Source organism: Kistimonas ophiarachnellae (assembly GCF_057552235.1).
In genome coordinates this window covers 96,254-116,354 of the sequence record NZ_BAAJPA010000005.1, presented here as the reverse complement: position 1 = coordinate 116,354, position 20,101 = coordinate 96,254, and the positions used below count along the sequence as shown (strand labels likewise).

Genomic DNA, 20,101 nt, shown 5'->3' with positions numbered 1-20,101 from the left:
GCGGACTTTCGGTGCATGAAACAAGGCCAATAACTTAAGAAACCGGAACAAGATAAGACAAAGAAGAGAAAAACAGGATGGGTTTAAACTGTCTCCTGACCTGCTTACAGTCTTTTGTACTTTGCTGTATTTCAGGCCAGGTAGACGACTCTGTATAACTACCAGAGAAGGTTACAACAACCTCACGCCGGCATGACAGACCCCGTCACCCCAATACTGCCATCATTACGCGCTACAAGATCAGAACAACTTTCCATCGTCTCTTTCACACCACGACGGAACGCCTTATCCAGAACAGAAATACCAAAGTTGACTTCGCACCCCTGAACACCGGCATCCAGACCAAACTGATAGGCGGCACGCTCAGCGGTATGTGCCCACTGCAGGCTTTTACGGTAACAATCTTCCATCCTGGCCATAACACCTGCGGAATACATCGTCAGAATATCTTCTACGCGCTGATCAAGCTGTAATGATGAATATGTTTCACCCACTGACATAAATCGGAACCTCCAAACGTAAGTATCAATTTTTTTTGTACTGCTGTTTTTCAACTCCGAGTCAAATTTACATCGTTTTCCGGATGAAATGCTTGCCTATAACTGGACTAGATTTTGTCCCTGAGTATACTGGAGGTAAATCAACACGCCATCAGCTGTACCGGCCTCAACTGGAGCAGTCTGATGTACATGTCACACAGCACCAGCGATTTCCCTAATGAAGATCCCATTGAAGTATGGGAAACACTTCTTAACAAGCTACAACCTTTCTCTATTACGCCTACTTCAGAAGGTGTATTTCAAGGTCAACTGAACCTCGCAAAGCTTGGCGACATACGACTCAGTACCGCCAAAGTGACGGAGCATCTACTCCATAAAAACGCGACAGAAATAGCCCAGAGCACCAACGATGAACTGGCTTTGATTTTCCCTCTCCATAACAGCCTTGGCATTATACAGGGAGATAACCGTTACCGACTCAGCCAGGGGCAGGGTCTGGTACTTGATCTTAACAAGCCTTTGACGGCAGATTTTTTTGAGCCCCACCTGACACTGAACCTGACCATTCCACGGGAGCTGGTCGCCGAACTCTCAGATTCACTCCCCAAAGACAGCCCTATTCTTCTGGATACCAATCAGGGCATGGGACTTCTTCTGAAAAATCATTGCCAAACCTTGCTGGAAACGCTGGAGACGATTGATTGTGATAACGCTTTGGACAACCTCCCGGCGCACCTCTCCCATCTTATCGGATTAACGCTCGGGGTATCCGCCCAAAAGACAGAAAAGGTTCGCCCAACTGCTGAACAGTTAAGATTGAAATCCATCTATGAAGAAATTGACAACCAACTGCATGACCCGGAGATAACACCGGATCGAATCGCAAACGCTGTCGGCATTTCAAAAGCCTACCTGTTCAAATTATTGTCCCGGGCAAACACCAGCTTCCGACAAGAAGTGCTGACCAGGCGGTTGAAAAAAGCCCGGAAACTCTTGCTGCAAAGCAATCTCAGCCATTTATCCGTTTCCGAAATTGCTTACCGACTCGGCTTCAACAGTCACAGTCACTTCAGCCGCAGCTTTCAAAAAGCATTTGATCAATCCCCCACAGATTTTCGTAAAACCCGCCTGCAGACCAAGATCGATAATGAACGACAGTTTGACCTTCCCAATCTGAACGCCTGAGTTTTTGGCAGGCTGTCGTATACAGCCTGCCAAAATCCCCCCCACAAACATCTCAAACCTGCTTGCAGATAATCACTATCACGCCTACGTACTCATGAAGGCATATCGCACGAAATTTTCTTGCCCAACGTTGTATACCAAGCGCTTGCTTGGTATGGTTCACTGATCCACCTGAGAGGTTTGAACTGTGACACGTGCAAATAACAACAAAACAGTTCGTATCGGTTGCGCCAGTGCCTTCTGGGGCGATACCGAAACAGCGGCTGCACAGCTGGTGCAAAACACGCGCCTGGATTACCTGGTTTTCGACTACCTCGCGGAAGTCACCCTGTCGATCATGGCCGGGGCACGCATGAAAAAGCCGGATGCCGGCTATGCGTTGGATTTTGTCAGCCATGTCATGAAACCACTACTGCCCGATATTGCCGACAAAGGTATTCGTGTCATCAGTAATGCCGGCGGTGTCAATCCGGCAGCCTGTCGCGATGCCCTGCAAACGTTGATTGATGAGGCTGGACTGGATCTGAAGATTGCCCTGGTTGAGGGTGATAACCTGATGCCACAACTGGGAGAACTCAAGCAAAGCGGTATCACCGAGATGGATACTGGCGCCGAGATGCCGGAACGGCTCGTTACCATGAACGCTTATCTGGGTGCCCCCGGCATCATCGCTGCGCTTGAGGCGGGCGCAGACATTATTATTACCGGACGTATTGCTGACAGTGCGCTGGTTTCCGCACCACTGGCCTATGAATTCCAATGGTCGCTGAACGACTATGACCATCTGGCCCAGGCAAGTCTTGCAGGCCATATCATTGAATGTGGCGCGCAATGCACCGGAGGCAACTTCACTGACTGGGAAAGCGTTGAGGCTGGTTACGCCAACATGGGCTTTCCTGTCGTTGAATGCCATGCGGATGGTTCATTCATTGTCACAAAACCCGACAATACCGGCGGTACGGTGACGTGTCAGACTGTGGCAGAACAACTGGTCTATGAGATAGGCAATCCAACGGCTTATCTGTTACCCGATGTCGTTTGTGACTTCAGCCAGGTTCAGCTGGAACAGCTGGAAAAAGACAAAGTACGCGTGACCGGCTCGACAGGTTTGCCACCTACCGAGCAATACAAGGTATCCGCCACCTATATGGCGGGTTACAAATGTACCGTCGCCTTTTTGCTGGCGGGTATCGACGCTGTACAAAAGGGACAACGGGTTGCAGAAGCCATTCTGACGAAAACCTCGCACCTCTTCGAGGCCCGCGGTCTTGGCAGCTATCAGGATACGTGTATCGAACTACTGGGGGCAGAGAGCACCTACGGAAAACAGGCCAGCCAACAACAAACCCGGGAAGTCGTGGTCAAGATTTCCGTCAGCCACACAAACCAGAATGCCCTGAAACTTTTCTCCCGGGAAATAGCCCAGGCGGCCACCGCAATGGCGCCCGGCATTACCGGTGTGCTGGGAGGAAGACCCAGTGTATGGCCGGTTATACGTCTCTATTCCTTCTTGCTGGATAAAGACAACGTTGCCGTTTCGGCCACCACAGGAGGGACGACACAGCCCGTCAGTATCGATACGGAACACAGAGAGAACGCAAACCAGACTTCCGTTACAAAAACGACACGGGAACTCCCTGCCTGCAACACGACGGTGCCCCTTATCACACTTGCCCTGGCCCGCTCCGGTGACAAGGGCAATCATGCCAATATTGGTGTCATTGCTCGTCAGCCTGAATACCTGCCCTTTATTCAGCAAGCCTTAACAGAAACCGCAGTCTCTGACTGGATGCAACATGTTTTAGATCCCGAAAAAGGGAAAGTCACACGCTGGGAACTGCCAGGCATTCATGCGCTGAACTTCCTGCTGGAAAACAGCCTCGGCGGTGGCGGTGTTGCCAGTCTGCGGATTGACCCACAGGGCAAGGCGTTCGCTCAACAACTGCTTGATTTCCCGGTTCCGGTGCCTGAAGAGCTGGCTCGGGGCATCCACCATCAAGCAACCGCGTAAACAGGGAGTACCGCATGTCTTACCAGTCTGTTTTCAGGGATAACCTCTTTGCTGACCGCACCATCATTGTCACCGGTGGCGGCAGTGGCATTGGCCGCTGTACAGCACACGAGCTCGCTGCCCTTGGCGCCAGGGTGATCCTGATCGGCAGAAAGCCGGAAAAACTCGAACACGTCTGCCAGGAAATCACAGAAGACGGCGGACAGGCTTTCACGTATTCGCTGGATATCCGGAATGAAACAAACGTCAAAGACACGGTAAAGGCGATTCTATCCCGCTGCGGCACAATACACGGGCTGGTCAACAATGCCGGAGGCCAGTACCCCTCCCCCCTGGAAGCGATCAGCCAGAAAGGCTTTGACGCCGTTGTCAGTACCAACCTGACCGGCGGCTTTCTCATGGCCCGGGAAGTGTATAACCAAAGTATGAAAAAGACCGGGGGCGCCATCGTCAATATTACCGCCGACAACTGGAACGGCATGCCGGGCATGGGACACTCAGGCGCAGCCCGCGCCGGCATGGTTAACCTGACGAAAACTGCCGCCTTTGAATGGGGTCCCAATGGCGTACGTGTCAATGCGGTTGCCCCGGGCTGGGTTGCCTCAAGCGGACTCGACACCTATGAAGGCCCGGTCAAAGCCATTATTCCAAAACTAAAAGACAGCGTGCCACTCAAACGACTGGCCACAGAATCAGAAATCAGTGCAGCGATCTGCTTCCTTCTCAGTGATGCCAGCGCCTTTATCAATGGCGAAACGATTCGCGTGGATGGCGGCGCCCCACTGGGCACCAGTCTCTGGCCAATGCAGGCCAAGGCGAAAAACAACACGCCATTCAATGGTTTTCACCGAGCCGAAACACCGGATGTACTGACCACCTGCGAGGACGACTAATGCCGGCGATTGAATCCACCCTACAGCCATCCTCCCAGGCTTTTCACAGCAACCGGGAAGTGATGGAATCCCATGTCACTGCATTCCGCGCCCTGGAAGCTCTGCCCAATCAAAAAGCACTGGAGAAAAAGGAAAAATATGAGCAACGGGGTCAGCTGCTCCCGAGGGAAAGACTGAACCTGTTGCTGGATCCCGGCAGCCCTTTCCTGGAACTGTCGACACTGGCTGGCTACAAGATGTATGGCGACCGCGACGGCAGCAGTGCGGGTGGCGGCTGTATTGCTGGCATTGGGTATGTATCCGGTGTCCGGTGTATGGTGGTAGTGGATAACTTTGCGGTCAAAGGCGGCACTATCACCCCCATAGGTCTGGAGAAGCGTCTGCGCCTGCAACAGATTGCCCTGCAGCAGAAACTCCCGACCGTTACCCTGGCCCAAAGCGGCGGTGCAGACCTGAATCATGCGACAGAAACCTTTGCCCCTGGAGGCAAAGGTTTCTATAACCAGGCAAGGATGTCCGCTGCCGGTATACCTCAGGTCACAGTCGTTCATGGCAGCGCGACTGCCGGTGGTGCTTATCAGCCGGCACTATCCGACTACGTGGTCATGGTACGTAAGCAGGCCACCATGTACCTGGCCGGCCCACCACTGCTCAAAGCGGCGACCGGTGAAATCGCAACGGATGAAGAGCTGGGGGGGGCAGAAATGCATACCCAGTCAGCGGGAACCGGTGAGTATCTGGCAGAAAATGATCAGGATGCCATCCGCATTGCCCGTGAAATTATGGCTCTGCTGCCCTGGAATTCTCCTGCACAGCCTGAAGTCCGACATCCCGCCAGACAACCGAAATACCCTGTTGAAGAACTGATGGGCATCATCCCGGCCGACCCCAAAACCCCCTATGATGTGGCAGAGGTTCTTGCACGGATTAGTGACGATTCCGAGTTCCTCGCCTTCAAAAACGAATATGATCAGCAAACCGTTTGTGGCCATCTCACGATTGAAGGGCACACCTGTGGGCTGATAGGCAACAATGGTCCCATCACGCCGGCGGGTGCGACCAAAGCCGCCCAGTTCATCCAGTTATGCGACCAGGCCAACATACCGATTCTGTTTCTTCACAATACAACAGGGTTCATGGTCGGCACCGAAGTGGAACATAACGGCATCATCAAGCATGGCGCCAAGATGATCCAGGCTGTCGCCAATGCCCGTGTACCCAAAATCAGCCTGGTCATTGGCGGCTCCTATGGTGCCGGCAACTATGCCATGTGTGGCCGCGGATTTGAGCCAGACTTCATTTTCGCCTGGCCCAACAGCGCCACTGCCGTTATGGGCGCACAACAGGCTGGCAAAGTCCTTCGCATCGTGATGGAGGCGAAAATGGCACGCAGCGGACAACCAGCGGATCCCGCCATGCTGGACATGATGGAAAACAAAACAGCGGAACAGCTGGCCCAGGGCTCCACGGCACTGGCCTGCACGGCTCGCCTGTGGGACGACGGACTGATTGATCCCCGGGATACCCGCAAGGTGCTGGCCTATGTGCTGGACATCTGTCGTGAAAGCCGGCAGCGGACACTCAACAGCAACAGCTTTGGCATCAGCCGTTTTTAAGCCCGGCAGTCAGGTCAACAAGAACAACATCAAGGCAGGACAGGACGATGAAATTTACCGCGGAACATGAAGAACTTCGACGCACAGTCAAGGCGTTTGTTGATAACGAGATCAATCCCAACGCTGAAACCTGGGAAAAAGAAGGTATATTTCCGGCCCATGAGCTGTTTGGCAAACTCGGTAAACTCGGCCTGCTAGGCATTGCCAAACCGGAAGCCTGGGGCGGCATGGGTCTGGACTACAGCTACCAGATGGTCTTTGCCGAAGAGCTTGGCCTGAGCCGTGCCGGTGGTGTCGCACTTGCCATTGGCGTCCAGACAGACATGGCAACACCGGCGCTGGCCCGCTTTGCAACGGATGACCTGAAAGAAGAGTTCCTGGCACCGGCCATCCGCGGTGAACAGGTCGCCTGCATTGGTGTGAGCGAACCCGGTGCCGGGTCGGATGTGGCTGGCCTCAAAACCTGGGCACGCAAGGACGGTGACGACTATGTCATCAATGGCACCAAGATGTGGATTACCAATGCAACACAGGCTGATTACATCTGCCTGCTGGCCAACACGTCAGACGACAAAGTTCATAAAAACAAGTCCCTGATCATCGTCCCGACCAATACCCCCGGCATTACCCTCTCCGACAAGCTCAACAAGCTGGGCATGCGCAGCTCCGATACCGCCCAGATTTTTTTTGATGATGTCCGCGTTCCCCAGCGTTACCGGATTGGCGCCGAAGGCATGGGCTTTATGATGCAGATGCTGCAGTTCCAGGAAGAACGGCTGTTCGGCGCCTCCATGGCCATCAAGGGGCTGGAGATGTGCATTAACGACACCATTGAGTATTGCCGCGAGCGTCGTACGTTCGGCCAGCCTTTGATCGACAACCAATATATCCATTTCCGCCTTGCCGAGATGCAAACCGAAGTCGAATCCCTGCGCGCACTGGTCTACCAGGCGACAGAAACCTATATCAACGGCAAAGACGTCACCCAGCTGGCCAGCATGGCCAAACTCAAGGCCGGACGCCTGTGCCGGGAAATACCCGACGGCTGCCTCCAGTTCTGGGGCGGCATGGGTTACATGTTTGAAAGCCAGATCAACCGCGCCTACCGGGACATGCGTCTGACCTCTATCGGCGGCGGAGCGGATGAGATCATGCTCGGCATTATCAGCAAACTCATGGGCACCCTTCCGGGCAAAAAGAAAGGTTGATAGGAGAATGGCCATGACATTACCGGTCTGTGAACACCTGCTGCTGGAGCAGCGTGACCATGCGCTGTTCGTAACTTTCAACCGCCCTGAGGTCCGTAATGCCCTGAGTCTCGCCATGGTGCAGGAATTGATGTCCGTACTGGAGGCTACCAGTACGGATACTACCCTGCGAGCCATCGTACTCCGAGGTAGCGGCGGCCATTTCTGCGCTGGCGGTGATATCAGAGATATGGCCAATGCACGCGCGCGCCTTGGCAAAGACGACAGTGATCCTTTCTACGCACTGAACCGGTGTTTTGGTCAACTACTGGAAATGGCAGAGCAAGCCCCCCAGGTGATCGTCTGCGTATTGGAAGGTACGGTCATGGGCGGTGGCTTTGGACTGGCCTGCATCTCCGATGTCGCCCTGACGCATAGCGAGGCCCGTTTTGCCCTGCCAGAGACATCCCTGGGGATTCCACCCGCACAGATTGCCCCGTTCGTCGTCAAACGCATTGGACTGACCCAGGCACGTCGCCTGGCCCTGCTGGGCGAATCATTAAGTGGTGACGAAGCGGCAAGACTGGGTATTGCCCATAGCGTATACAGCTCAACGGAGTCGCTTGAGGAGGCACTTGCAAATACCCTGTCACGCATCAAACGATGCGCTCCCAAAGCCAATGCTGTCACCAAGCAGTTGATGCTCGCGGTTGGTAAAACCGACCTTGGCGTATTACTGGATGATGCCGCCAGAGCCTTTTCTGATGCAATCCAGGGTGACGAAGGGATCGAGGGGACGACAGCGTTTATGCAAAAACGCAAACCTGCGTGGGCGACAGAACGGGAGAGTGAAGCATGACCGTATTCACCAAAATACTGATCGCCAACCGGGGGGAAATCGCAGTACGTGTCATGCGTAGCGCCAAAGCCCTGGGTTATCGAACGGTAGCCGTTTACAGCGAGGCTGACAGCCATTCACCGCATGTCACCATGGCAGACCAGGCGGTCTGTATTGGCCCGGCGGCTGTCGGGGAATCCTATCTCCGCGTGGATAACATCCTCGAGGCCGCCAGACGCACCGGTGCAGATGCCATACACCCAGGCTACGGATTCCTGTCAGAAAATGCAGATTTTGCCCGCGCCTGTGTAGAAGCAGGTTTGGTCTTTATCGGCCCACGTCCGGACGCCATCGAATTGATGGGCTGTAAACGACAATCCAAAATTGCCATGCAGACGGCAGGGGTTCCCTGCATTCCCGGCTATGAAGGCAATGAGCAGGATAATGACACGCTTCAGAAAGCGGCCATGGCGATTGGCTTTCCCCTGATGATCAAGGCATCCGCCGGCGGTGGTGGCCGTGGTATGCGCCTGGTTCATGATGAAAGCACATTGATCGAGTCCCTGGAACGCGCCCGCAGCGAAGCCGAAAACGCCTTTGGCAATGGCCAGCTGATTCTTGAAAAGGCCATTCTCCAGCCTCGCCATGTGGAAATTCAGGTCTTTGCTGATCAGCAGGGCAATACGGTTTACCTCGGGGAACGGGATTGCTCCATTCAGCGCCGACACCAGAAAGTGGTCGAGGAAGCCCCGTCACCAGCCGTTGATTCCAGTCTGAGACAACGTATGGGCGAAGCGGCTGTTTTGGCGGCCAGAACCTGCAACTATGTCGGCGCGGGTACCGTGGAATTCCTGCTGGATCAGAATGGCGATTTTTACTTCCTCGAAATGAACACACGGCTGCAGGTCGAGCACCCTGTCACCGAGTTGATTACCGGTACCGATCTGGTCGCCTGGCAGCTGGATATTGCCGCTGGCAAGCCACTACCGCTGCAGCAAGATGACGTTGCACTGAATGGCCATGCCATTGAAGTCCGGCTTTATGCAGAAGATCCTGCCAATAATTTTATGCCCCAGGCAGGCACTATTAACCGTTGGCAACCGGCTGATTCTCAAGGCATTCGAACCGATGCAGGCATTGAGACAGGAGGGGCCGTCACACCTCACTATGATCCGATGCTCGCCAAGATCATCGCCTGGGGACAGGACCGGGAAGAAGCACGTCGTCGTCTGGTATGCGCTGTTGAAGATACCGTATTGGCTGGGCTCAAGAATAATCGCAACTGGTTAGCCGCCATTTTATCCCACCCGGCCTTTATCAGTGGCGAGGCCACCACGGCATTTCTTGAACAGTATGGCGATGCGGTTGCAGAGAATGTGCAATCACCTTCCACACAACTGTTAGCGATCGCCTCGGTTCTCATGCAGTCTCATCATAGCGATGAACACTCATTGAGCGGCTGGCGCAGCACTGAAGCATCCAGCAGAAGCTGTACACTGGTCTGTGATGAGACTGAAACCTCCGTTGCCATCACCCGGAAAGATGCGCAGTACCTGGTGGATATTCAGGACAATCACTTCACAATTGCACTTCTGGGAACTCAAGGCCACAACATCTCACTCAGCATTGATGGCGTCAGGGAAACCGTCACCTTCAGCAAACAGGCTGGCACACTCTATCTATCAACGGCGGCGGGTGACTATACCTTCCATGACCGCACCCTGGTGCCGGCAGGCAGCTCAGACCAGTCCGGCGACGGACGCATCAAAGCCAGCATGGACGGGCTGATTGTCGATGTGCTGGTCGAGGCAGGACAGAGCGTTAACCGAGGCCAAACGGTCATGGTGCTGGAAGCCATGAAAATGGAACATCCCCTCAAAGCGGATTGCGACGGCATCCTCTGTTCACTGGAAGTGGCGTCCGGCGAGCAGGTCCGCAGCCGCCAACTGCTGGCCACGATCGAACCGGATACCGCCGCCTGACCATGGACTACCGATAATGGAACAACGAACGACCACTTTGACCGATCCGGACAGCGCCCGGGGCAAGCTGCTGCAGGCTGCTGCCGAGCTGTTCCGAACCAAGGGCTATGACCGCACCACGGTTCGCGATATTGCCAATGCGGTGGGTATTCTCTCCGGCAGCATCTTTCATCATTTCAAGACCAAGGACGATATTCTTGGCGCGGTAATGGAAGAAAGCGTCAACAGCCTGCTGGTCCGTATGGAATCAGCACTGGCTGAGATCGACACGCCGCTAGCACGACTGCGCGCCATGATCCGCTGTGAACTGGAATCCATCCAGGGCGAAAACGGCCATGCGCTGGCAGTGCTGGTCTACGAATGGCGATCACTGTCACCGGAAAACCAGGAGAAACTGCTACACATCCGGGAAGCTTATGAACAGCTCTGGCTGACGGAGTTTACCGGCGCCGCTGAATACCTGAAGCCCGGGATAGAACCCTTTGTCCTGCGTCGTTTCCTGGGCGGCAGCCTGTACTGGACCACGTACTGGTACAAGGAAAGCGGTGCACTGACGCTCAGCGATCTGACCGAAATGGCACTGAAACTGATTCAGAAATAATACCCGTCTGAACAACAGACCTGTCCACATGACACTGACGGAGCAACCAGGATGTCCATGAAGAACAAGACCATCATCATCACGGGAGCAAGCCGCGGCATTGGCCGGGAACTGGCGCTGCGCTGCGCCCGGGATGGCGCCAATATCGTGATTGCCGCCAAATCAGCGGATCCGCACCCAACCCTGCCCGGCACCATTCATACGGTGGCAGAGGAAGTGGAAGCGGCCGGAGGGCAGGCGTTGCCTATCCAGGTGGATGTGCGCGATGAGGCGCAGGTGAAAGGTATGGTTCAGGAGGCTGCCAACCGCTTTGGCGGCATTGATGCGCTCGTCAATAACGCGGGAGCCATCAGCCTGACCTCTCTGGAGCATACACCACTCAAGAAGTTTGACCTGATCCACCAGATCAATACCCGGGCAGTATTTCTCTGCTCACAGGCCGCATTACCCTGGCTTAAAAAGTCTGACAATGGCCATATCCTCAACCTGTCACCGGCAATCAATCTGAAGGAAAAATGGCTGACGCCGTATATTCCCTATACCGTCACCAAATACGGCATGAGTCTGCTGACCCTGGGAATGGCAGGCGAGTTCCGCCGTTACGGCATCGCCGTCAACGCCCTGTGGCCCCGAACGTCTATCGCAACTGCGGCGGTGGAAAAAACCGGTGGCGATGCCATCATGCGCCGCAGCCGTAAACCGGCCATCATGGCGGATGCTGGCTATGAGATTCTTTCAACCCGGGCGCTCGCCATAACCGGTCAAACGCTATTGGATGAAGATCTGCTCAGGGAGCGTGGCGTCACCGATTTCAGCCAATATGCCTGCGACCCGTCCCAGGCAGACAATCTGTTTCAAGACCTCTATGTCGATTGAAACCACAGACCTGTAACCTGGCAGCGTCCCGGAATATGACACTGCTCTATTGATACCCGCCGTAGCACATCGGCGGGCGTCAATTCACCAACATTTCCCTTGTTTTCAGGGCTCAAGCCCTAATCCGGGTGTTTCAGTCCCCTATACTCTTCGTTAATACAACCCGCTTTTCAGCCTCGGCTCCCATGTATCCAACAGCAGGGCCACTCAGATCGGGTTCGTTACTGGATAACGTAGTAAGTAACTGATCCAAGGAAGGAGATGTTTGCAATGATCCAAAGTAAATTAAGAATGATTGGGTTATTCGCCCTGGCTCTTGTCATGTCAGGCTGTGCAACCCACCGTACCCAGAGTGGCAGCCAGGACGGCAGCCATCACATGGCCGGGGCAATGGTGGCAGGCCAAACCAAAATCATGTTCAACTTCGACTCTTATCGCCTGGGCAGCAATGACAAGAAATCCCTAGACAAGGTCGCAGACATGGCAGGTCCTAACACCGAAATCCGCATTGCCGGCCACACCTGTAACATCGGTGCTTCCACTTACAACCAGAGCCTGTCCGTCAAGCGTGCCAATGCCGTACGTGACTACCTGGTCAGCAAAGGTGTGATGTCGTCATCCATCAAGGTTGAAGGTAAGGGCGAAAGCGCACCAATGGCCAGCAACAGCAGCCGTGAAGGTCGTGCCCAGAACCGTCGTGCAGAGGTCGAAGTGCATCGCACCAAGCCTGCCATGCACCACACTGAAAAACGGGAGCAATACCGGGGCGCGGCACTGGATCCTTACCTGATGCACCGTCACTGAGTGCTCAAGCCTGAAAAACCATCCGTCACGAGTTGATGTCATGATCTTTTTCAGCCTTACACATACCAAACCATCCATGACAGTCATGCTGCCATGGATGGTTTTGCTTGCCGTATTCCTGAGTCCTTATGTCCATAGCGAAGTCTATCGCTGGAAAGACAGTAACGGCGTCATTCACTTTACCGACAAACCGGTCAACCGGTCAGAAGCCGTAAAAACGGCTTCACGACCCATGACAGCCAAGGAATGGCTGGAAGCTATCCAGGGTTCATGGAAGCGAACCGGCAGCACACCGACACAACAGGAAATGGCCCTGAAAGTACTCCGGTTCTTTGATGATATTCCGGCAGAATATAATTTTCCGGAAAAAGTCGAAGAAACCCTGGTCATATCAGGGACCAGCGTCACCCTCAAGGGCACAGCCTATAGCACCAACCGGGGTGTGGGCAGAGAAAGCACTTACAGTGCCGAAGGGCGCCTGTCCCTGGATGAAGGGCCCGCGGGCAAGGATGGCCAGTTTATCTTCCAACGGGGGCGCAATCCCTATATGGAGGATTACACCCTGCTGTTACTGCTCAACCTCCTGAATCGTCAGGATTTAAAGGGGACCGATGCCATCCAGCTGCGTCTCGATGGTGACAGACTGAGCGTCACTGTAATGCCGCCGCCCCCCATCGGCGTTAGCCGATTCACGATTCGCTATCAGCGTCTAAAACCCTGAACAGCGCAAGCGCTACAACTCATAAGCCCGAATGTGATTATTGAACGTCAGCTGTTTTTCTACCGGCTCACCATTGAACAATGATCGAAATAACTGCAGCAGCGCCGGATTCAGGCTTGCCGTGGCCCGGTCAAACGGCGAGTGCGACATGCCTACAGGGTCCGTATCTGTCAGGTTGATATAGCAGGCGTTTCTGGCGACAAGATTGGCAGAGAAATGGCCAAGTCGAGCCATCTGGCGCTCCCCACATTTCATCCTGGATGCGCCCAACGCGTAATCGTTCTCATTAATCGTGATATAGAGCCGCCGCCGGAACGTTATCTTGTCAACCCACAGTTCATGATCCTGATTATTCACATCCGCCTGACAAAGAATGACATTGTCAAACACACCGGTTTCGCCCTGGAAAACGCCTGACTTGAACAGGCATTTGAACAAGTAATTACCCATGCTGTGGAAGAGAATACTCAAACGCCTGTCACAAATATCATCACTGCTGTTATAACGATCGAGATACCAGCGTAACTTTTCCAGGACCCGGTCCAGGGCAACAACCGACTGGCTGGCTTCACGCTTGTCGCTCAGGTAAGAGGCAACCCCACCCACCCTGCCGCCAAACGCCTGCCGACCATTGGCCGGCCAGCTGAAAGCCACCACCTCCACATCGTACAGTGATTCCAGTTCGTGGGCGGTCATCAGCACATCGGCAAAATCATTGTTGAAACCATGCACATAGAACAGGCAGTTACGTTGCTGCTGCTTCATGCGCTGCTGTAGATGACGAAAGGCGTATTCGCTGGCAGGCACCTGCACACCGTTCAGGAGGCAGATATCGTCCAGAATATCCAGAGACCATCCCTGTTCATCCTGATAATCAGCGATGGCCACACGCAGTTCATCGGAACCGGAGGCATTGAACTCCGGGCCAAAACGACGACAGGGATCGTCTTCGTCATAAAGACAATTGCGGTTTGTAATAATGATCATGCATAGCCCGTCTTTTGTACGGTCTGACAGACCGGATTATTGTTTTACGGGCCATGGTACAGCATTCAGTACTGCCAGCGTAAAGCGCATCATCTGCTTTTTACTATCAAACAGAAGCCCTGGTAGCACAAAACAGTCTTATGAGAATGGATGCGTATTAACCGATACTGCGCTACGATAACCACCTACGTTGTAGAAGGCGGCGGTTGTATTTATGAAACAACTTTCCATCCCCAATGCCTCCGAAGATGATTTCCTGCTGGACAGGCTGGAAGAACAGATTCACCGGTTTGAACAGCTGCTGGGAACTCACTTCCATGGCAGTGAGCAAGCGTCTCCAGACCTGGAAAACGGGAATTTCTCCAAAGCATCAATGCCTGCAGCATCAGGGGAACCGTTCACTGCAGGCGACTCACCTCAACGGAGACATTAAGCGTAACAGTCACGCAGCAGCTACCCGTTGCGGATAGTCTCATTGCGCAGCTGTCAGTAGATTGCTGACGATCTTGTCGTTATACATCGACACAATGGTGGGCACACTGTTTGTGTTGAAATTAATCATGGATGGTTCAATATAGCGCCAGAATTTGCCTGCCTTGTTCAACGCCTCAACCCCAATAACATGTGAGTCCTGCGCCTGATCAATCAGGTTTCGCAAATGCTGCCCAAACGCTGCTGCCATGGCATCAGTCGACTCGACGTCAGAGTCACCGGTATAGATGCCTTCGGCACCACCGACCATGGTAGACAACAGCAAATACGCCATCGTCAGCTGTTCCATTTCCACACTGAGTTGCAATAAGTGGATACGAAGTGGTTCGTCGCCGCCAGTAGCCAACACCTTTGTTTCCAGGGAATCCAGTATTGCAATCATCTCGTCACGACTTTTGTTCACATCAACGATTGCATAGGCGTTGGTATAACCATTGTCCTGAATATCATTGGCAAGAGCATGCTCCTTGAAGCGAGGCCACATGTCTCTCAGCGCCTGGATATCCTCAGCCAATGCCGGATCATCGGTCTGTATCAGTGCATCCAGGGTGGACTCGGCAGCCGCGAGCTTTTCATCCAGACGGTCAATGGCAGGCTGGTCCCCTGCTTCCAGGGTAATAATATGGAAGGCACTAACAACATGGTACACATGACGTTTCATTGCAAAGACATCATCCTGCTTTGCCCCCCAGGTCAGTGGTACCTGCAGTAAAAGCACTAATGGCAACAACATCTTGAACAGCATGGTATAACTCCTTTTAAACACAGCCTTGTTATTATTTTTGATAATATCCGCACTCGTGCCTCCATGCAGCATAATATGCATGTACGCATAATGACTTGACCTGCTTCCTGTTATTTACAGGCTATTCCGGCAAAGCCGGTTCCACAACGTCTACCGATTCCAGGGCGGCTATGCCGGTCAAACGTCGTATTCTTTCCTCTGCAGCCAGTACTACAGCCTCGCCCTCAGCAATCGCCTCAATCGCACGACTGAAATCAAACATGCCATACTCTGCCAACTGAGGCGTCAACAGAATATCCGGAGGATCGCCCGCCATACGACTCCGGGTGATACGATCCTGCATGATGTGAATGGATGTCGCCATAACATCCATGATACCCGGCGCTTCCTGCCTCGGTTTCTGCGGGCCTATAAGACCACTGAGCTTTTCCCGCCATGGGGATGGCTCAAACGCTTCCTGCCTGGGGCGTGGCCGCACCAGGTGCGTATTCAGGTCAACAGCAATCACCACATCCGCGCCCATAGCCCGGCACAGAGAGACGGGAACGGGGTTTACCAGGCCGCCGTCCAGCATCCAGACCCCATCACGGACGACCGGCGTGAACAGTCCGGGAAAAGTACACGACGCTCGAACGGCTTCCAGGATTGATCCTTCACGCAACCAGATTTCCTGGCCGGTTTCCATGTTGGTCGCCACAGCGGCATAAGGCCGTTCAATCGCCTCAATCAGGGCGTCACGCTCATTTTCACGGAAAAACTGCAGCATTTTATCGCCACGCACCAAACCACCGGACAACGTGACATCCACCAGCCCCATGACATCACGCCAATGCAGTGAGCAGACCCAGTCTTCAAATTCATCCAGATAGCCACACGCATAGGCCGCCCCCACCAGTGAGCCGGCCGAACAACCCGCTACGATTTCAGGTTCAATACCCAGGGTACGCAATCCCTTGAGTACACCGATATGCGCCCACCCCCGGGCAGAACCTGACCCCAGAGCGATACCTATTTTCCTGTTAGCCACAACCTACTCCATCTCCGAAAAGATTTGCCTGACTACATCACGAAACACGCTATCCAGACATTCCGATAAGTCCTTATGATACTCGCAGGAAAGACTGTCCAGCACCTCTTTACTCACCGGGGCAATAATCCATTTCTCCAGTGCCGGCAAGCAGCGCTGACAAAAAACTCAAAACAGAACCCCGGACTGAACCTTTATCCTGGTTAAATGCCATTAGTCTTAAGTGCTGAAGAGGTCATGCTCTTATTTTCAGAGCCATGCAACCTTGACATTCACTGTTGCAATCAAAAGTTCTTCATAACACCGATCGCATGACCTGCCTGTCGTGTCAGATTCAGTGTCTGAACCAGCACAGTTGAGAAAACAGGTTAAATGAAACTGAATCAATTTCGATCAAACATACGCCAATAGGAGTAAACCAATCGGCTTAAGGGGTTGGCTACTGGAACAATTGCTGTAAAAAAGGACGCTGTGTAATGGATAAAACATCAGGAATATCTTCACTGTATTTACCTTATTCCAGGCCACGCATGGGCAGTACAACAACTAAATTTCTAACGCGCGCCGTCAAGATCCATGGATTTTCTGTGACCAGATTTCTTCAAAAGCGAACGCGTTTCCCCACTATAGCTGGCGCCAAAAGCATTGATGCGCTGTGCAAAACTCGTCTAAATACCTGCTACAGGGCAAATCGTGAGATTGAGCCAACCAAGCAACTGGCAGCACCAGGGATTATTCATTCATGGTGTGTCTTAGATGAATACGTGTGCATCAGCAGTGCAGGTGATCAAGGCGCTCGCCCAAGGATACATATCTGGAAATCGGATGAAAGTCGCTGGAATAACATTACAGCAGTAAGCCATGACGATAAAAAAGCTAACGTCAAAACATTGGATACCAGCCGATTTATATCTTCATCTTTAGAACACATTGAAATGTACGTTTGGAGGGAGCAGAAAAATGGATTATGGGTTCCATGTAAATTAATAGCCCATTCAGAAACGCCTACTATCATTCTTGTTTTAAACGATAGTCGTATTGCATCCTCATCACTTTTTGAAAATCAATTTTATGTCTGGTCTGAAAAAACCCAAGATAACTGGAGACCTTCAGTTGTCAAAGGGCTTCAAGCAGAAAACAACGGTTTTAAGGAAGTTATCACCATGAAGAGCGGTCAGCTGCTTTCCATAGAAAATAAAAATTCTGATCATCCTGAACGAGCAAAAATACAACTCCATACTGAACATCAATATGAAAAATGGTCAAGCTTATGGTTAAACCACGACTGCAATGATTACATTACACACCTTCTGGAAATCAATAATGATACACTAGCGAGCAATAATTTAGTCATGCAGAGTCGTGACAGCAGGCGCCGTGTACGAATCAATCATCATCTACGAATATGGTCAAAGAATGATGACGGTACATGGTCTTCACAACCTAAATCCGGACATCACTTAATTAATGAAGGTATATCCAGAATCAACAACAGAAGCTTTATAGAGCATGGATCTGATCGATTCTTGTGGATGTGGATAAACGAAACTCAAGAAGAATGGGATCTAATGCCGTTGATAGGCCATATAAAAAACGTCGAAGGTCACACTGTTCTTTCTGAGAGTTGTTTGTTGAGCTGGGACAAAGATGACAGCATAATATGGAACCTCAAACAGGAGGGTGAATGTAGGCCTATATACCTTGTCCGCAACTTTGATTCTTTCACTCCTCTTTTCACAGGAGAAAACTTTGCTTTAATCTACGCTTCCATGCCTGCTTTGGGTCTTAATTCTGGAGATCAATTGGTTTTCTGGAAAGAAAGAGAAGATGGTCGATGGGCCGCTTTTGCCAAACTGAACGGCCACGAAGGTTATGTGCTGGATGCTAAAATATATAGAAATGGACGACTCCTCGCACAGGATCATGGTATCAATTCCACATATCTTTTGTTATGGGATCTTTGGCAATTAATCATTCCCGAAGAGACAGATGAATAGTCAGTATTCCTCGTAAAACGTGTGAAATTTATGGTTATAACTTCCACATTTCACAAAACTAACCATCATCATTGATGAAATAATGCAGTACCGTGTTAAAGCATAACTATCGTTGCACCCCATAGGGCGCTGGACCAGCATGCTGTGCCCTGTCGCCATCTATTTCTAGATGGCCGAAAGACACTGAAACTCTCTTAAAACAAAGTCATCCGTCATGCCACTGAGATAATCCAGAACCAGACGGATACGATAATACCACTCGAGTTCCCGCTGCTCCTGCACCGTGGACTGACTGGCCAGCACATCGACCATCACCCGGAGATACGCTTCCACATGCCGCTTTGGCAGCCGGTGGAACAATCGCTGTGAAATAAAGTAGGGGCTGTGCTCCTTACGCACCATCGCGGCAATATCATCGGCACTGATTTCCAGCAGAGGGCGGTAGATTTCCAGCAGTCCCTTAAGCGCGGAATACCCCCTCAATTCAGGGGTTTCCACTTCTTTACTGCTGAAAACATGCTTGCGGGCCACCTGCTTAAGGGTTACCAGTGCCAGGTGCTGTTCTGAGCCTCCATCAATAAGGGGTTCATTCAGGCTACCCGCATAAATCTGCTCATGACACTCGATATAGCGCTGCGCCGCATACGCGGCCAGGTCATTCACCAGTCGGGTACGGAAACGGGTAATGAAACCATGCGCGGTGATATCCGCTGTCATGGCATCCTCAATGATATCCGGCAGATACTGACTTTGCCCATGACACCGTTCTGTCCACTCTTCCTCAAGGAAACTACGGAGTGTACTCAGTGTCAGGATGCCTTTATCCACGGCATCTTCCAGATCAGCAATGCAGTAAGAGATATCATCCGCTGCCTCCATGATATACGTCAGTGGATAACGATGCCCTTCTGCAATACCGAGGTGCTGCCAGATATGCTGGATCAGGGGTTCTTCTGCATAGTAATAACCCGGCTTACGGTTGAGATAATCAAAGCCAAAGCCTTTTTTATCCTTAGGTTGATAAGCAGGCCGGGTATATTTGATCAGGGCTGCAATCTGGGAACAGGTCAGGTTCAGTTCCTGAAGGGTTGCTATGATACGAACCCCCTGGGCATTCCCTTCAAACAGGCAAACATCCGGCAACAGCACCTCATCAAAGCGTGGACTGGTTGCTGCACCATTGCTTGCCTTCTCGTAGCAATGGGCAGCATGCTTTTTCATCCAGTCGTTAATGGCGGCTTCACCAAAATGACCAAAAGGCGGATTACCTACGTCGTGCATCAGGCAGGACATTTCAACCAGGTTTACAAACGCGGTTTCAATACCTTCAAGCCCCAGTGCACCAAGCTGTCCCTGTTCCCGGAATGCGGCCAATATCCGACGTGCAATAAAACGCCCGGTCTGCTGCACTTCCAGCGAATGGGTCAGGCGGCTGCGCACCGCGGCATTGGTTTCCAGTGGGTAAACCTGGGTTTTCTGCTGCAGGCGTCGAATCGCCGAGGACTGGATGATACGCCCGCGGTTGCTCTCCGTTTCCTCGACAACATCCCGGGCATCCGGGACCGAGCTGTGCCGAAGCCGTTCCGTTGTGATTTTGTTGCGATAGTCCATAGCAGGCGCCATACCGTGTCTGTCCGCA

At 52.5% G+C, this 20,101-nt stretch carries 18 protein-coding genes; 13 read left to right on the top strand and 5 right to left on the bottom strand.

The genetic code is table 11. The features are described from left to right. Nucleotides 1-182: 182 nt before the first annotated feature. Complete coding sequence (locus AC27K1_RS07705) at nucleotides 183-500, bottom strand: hypothetical protein (RefSeq protein WP_395177331.1); 318 nt, start codon at nucleotides 498-500, stop codon at nucleotides 183-185. A gap of 183 nt (nucleotides 501-683) precedes the next feature. On the opposite strand from AC27K1_RS07705, the gene AC27K1_RS07700 reads away from it, so the two are divergent. The 11 genes from AC27K1_RS07700 to AC27K1_RS07650 all read left to right on the top strand — a co-directional run bounded on the left by AC27K1_RS07700 (nucleotide 684) and on the right by AC27K1_RS07650 (nucleotide 13,214). After that, entirely contained in the window at nucleotides 684-1,685 is a 1,002-nt protein-coding gene (locus AC27K1_RS07700) for a helix-turn-helix domain-containing protein (RefSeq protein WP_487149584.1), read from the top strand. Nucleotides 1,686-1,872: 187 nt separating this feature from the next. Further along, entirely contained in the window at nucleotides 1,873-3,696 is a 1,824-nt protein-coding gene (locus AC27K1_RS07695; protein ID WP_487149582.1) for an acyclic terpene utilization AtuA family protein, read from the top strand. A 14-nt stretch (nucleotides 3,697-3,710) separates the two neighbouring features. Next, on the top strand, nucleotides 3,711-4,589 hold the full coding sequence (locus AC27K1_RS07690; protein WP_487149580.1) for an SDR family oxidoreductase: 879 nt from the start codon (nucleotides 3,711-3,713) through the stop codon (nucleotides 4,587-4,589). Beyond that, on the top strand, nucleotides 4,589-6,205 hold the full coding sequence (locus tag AC27K1_RS07685; protein WP_487149578.1) for an acyl-CoA carboxylase subunit beta: 1,617 nt from the start codon (nucleotides 4,589-4,591) through the stop codon (nucleotides 6,203-6,205). Before AC27K1_RS07690 ends, AC27K1_RS07685 begins: the two co-directional genes overlap by 1 nt. Before the next feature lie 47 nt (nucleotides 6,206-6,252). Continuing rightward, the gene (locus AC27K1_RS07680; RefSeq protein ID WP_487149577.1) at nucleotides 6,253-7,413 is read left to right on the top strand and encodes an acyl-CoA dehydrogenase family protein; all 1,161 of its coding nucleotides are present in this window, start codon (nucleotides 6,253-6,255) and stop codon (nucleotides 7,411-7,413) included. A gap of 13 nt (nucleotides 7,414-7,426) precedes the next feature. Next, nucleotides 7,427-8,251: an enoyl-CoA hydratase/isomerase family protein gene (locus tag AC27K1_RS07675; protein WP_487149576.1), complete on the top strand. Its 825-nt coding sequence runs from the start codon at nucleotides 7,427-7,429 to the stop codon at nucleotides 8,249-8,251. Then, a complete protein-coding gene (locus AC27K1_RS07670) occupies nucleotides 8,248-10,212 on the top strand; it encodes an acetyl/propionyl/methylcrotonyl-CoA carboxylase subunit alpha (RefSeq protein ID WP_487149574.1) in 1,965 nt (654 codons plus the stop codon). Before AC27K1_RS07675 ends, AC27K1_RS07670 begins: the two co-directional genes overlap by 4 nt. A gap of 16 nt (nucleotides 10,213-10,228) precedes the next feature. Then, the gene (locus AC27K1_RS07665) at nucleotides 10,229-10,813 is read left to right on the top strand and encodes a TetR/AcrR family transcriptional regulator (RefSeq protein ID WP_487149572.1); all 585 of its coding nucleotides are present in this window, start codon (nucleotides 10,229-10,231) and stop codon (nucleotides 10,811-10,813) included. A 57-nt stretch (nucleotides 10,814-10,870) separates the two neighbouring features. Beyond that, a complete protein-coding gene (locus AC27K1_RS07660; RefSeq protein ID WP_487149571.1) occupies nucleotides 10,871-11,689 on the top strand; it encodes an SDR family oxidoreductase in 819 nt (272 codons plus the stop codon). A 270-nt stretch (nucleotides 11,690-11,959) separates the two neighbouring features. Further along, entirely contained in the window at nucleotides 11,960-12,493 is a 534-nt protein-coding gene (locus AC27K1_RS07655; protein WP_487149570.1) for an OmpA family protein, read from the top strand. A 40-nt stretch (nucleotides 12,494-12,533) separates the two neighbouring features. Beyond that, the gene (locus tag AC27K1_RS07650) at nucleotides 12,534-13,214 is read left to right on the top strand and encodes a DUF4124 domain-containing protein (RefSeq protein ID WP_487149568.1); all 681 of its coding nucleotides are present in this window, start codon (nucleotides 12,534-12,536) and stop codon (nucleotides 13,212-13,214) included. 12 nt (nucleotides 13,215-13,226) lie between these two features. Here AC27K1_RS07650 and AC27K1_RS07645 read toward each other — a convergent pair whose 3' ends face one another. After that, a complete protein-coding gene (locus AC27K1_RS07645) occupies nucleotides 13,227-14,201 on the bottom strand; it encodes an alpha/beta hydrolase (protein ID WP_487149566.1) in 975 nt (324 codons plus the stop codon). A gap of 214 nt (nucleotides 14,202-14,415) precedes the next feature. On the opposite strand from AC27K1_RS07645, the gene AC27K1_RS07640 reads away from it, so the two are divergent. Further along, the gene (locus AC27K1_RS07640; protein WP_487149564.1) at nucleotides 14,416-14,634 is read left to right on the top strand and encodes a hypothetical protein; all 219 of its coding nucleotides are present in this window, start codon (nucleotides 14,416-14,418) and stop codon (nucleotides 14,632-14,634) included. 39 nt (nucleotides 14,635-14,673) lie between these two features. On the opposite strand, the gene AC27K1_RS07635 is transcribed toward AC27K1_RS07640, so the two are convergent. Both AC27K1_RS07635 and rssA read right to left on the bottom strand, forming a co-directional pair. Continuing rightward, entirely contained in the window at nucleotides 14,674-15,438 is a 765-nt protein-coding gene (locus AC27K1_RS07635; protein WP_487149562.1) for a hypothetical protein, read from the bottom strand. A gap of 121 nt (nucleotides 15,439-15,559) precedes the next feature. After that, nucleotides 15,560-16,465, bottom strand: a complete 906-nt coding sequence (gene rssA, locus AC27K1_RS07630) for a patatin-like phospholipase RssA (RefSeq protein ID WP_487149561.1) — start codon at nucleotides 16,463-16,465, stop codon at nucleotides 15,560-15,562. A gap of 476 nt (nucleotides 16,466-16,941) precedes the next feature. On the opposite strand from rssA, the gene AC27K1_RS07625 reads away from it, so the two are divergent. Next, complete coding sequence (locus AC27K1_RS07625; RefSeq protein ID WP_487149559.1) at nucleotides 16,942-18,462, top strand: hypothetical protein; 1,521 nt, start codon at nucleotides 16,942-16,944, stop codon at nucleotides 18,460-18,462. A gap of 165 nt (nucleotides 18,463-18,627) precedes the next feature. Here AC27K1_RS07625 and dgt read toward each other — a convergent pair whose 3' ends face one another. Further along, nucleotides 18,628-20,085 (bottom strand): dGTPase, encoded by a 1,458-nt coding sequence (gene dgt / locus AC27K1_RS07620; RefSeq protein ID WP_487149558.1) that lies wholly within the window; start codon nucleotides 20,083-20,085, stop codon nucleotides 18,628-18,630. Between the last annotated feature and the right edge of the window lie 16 nt (nucleotides 20,086-20,101).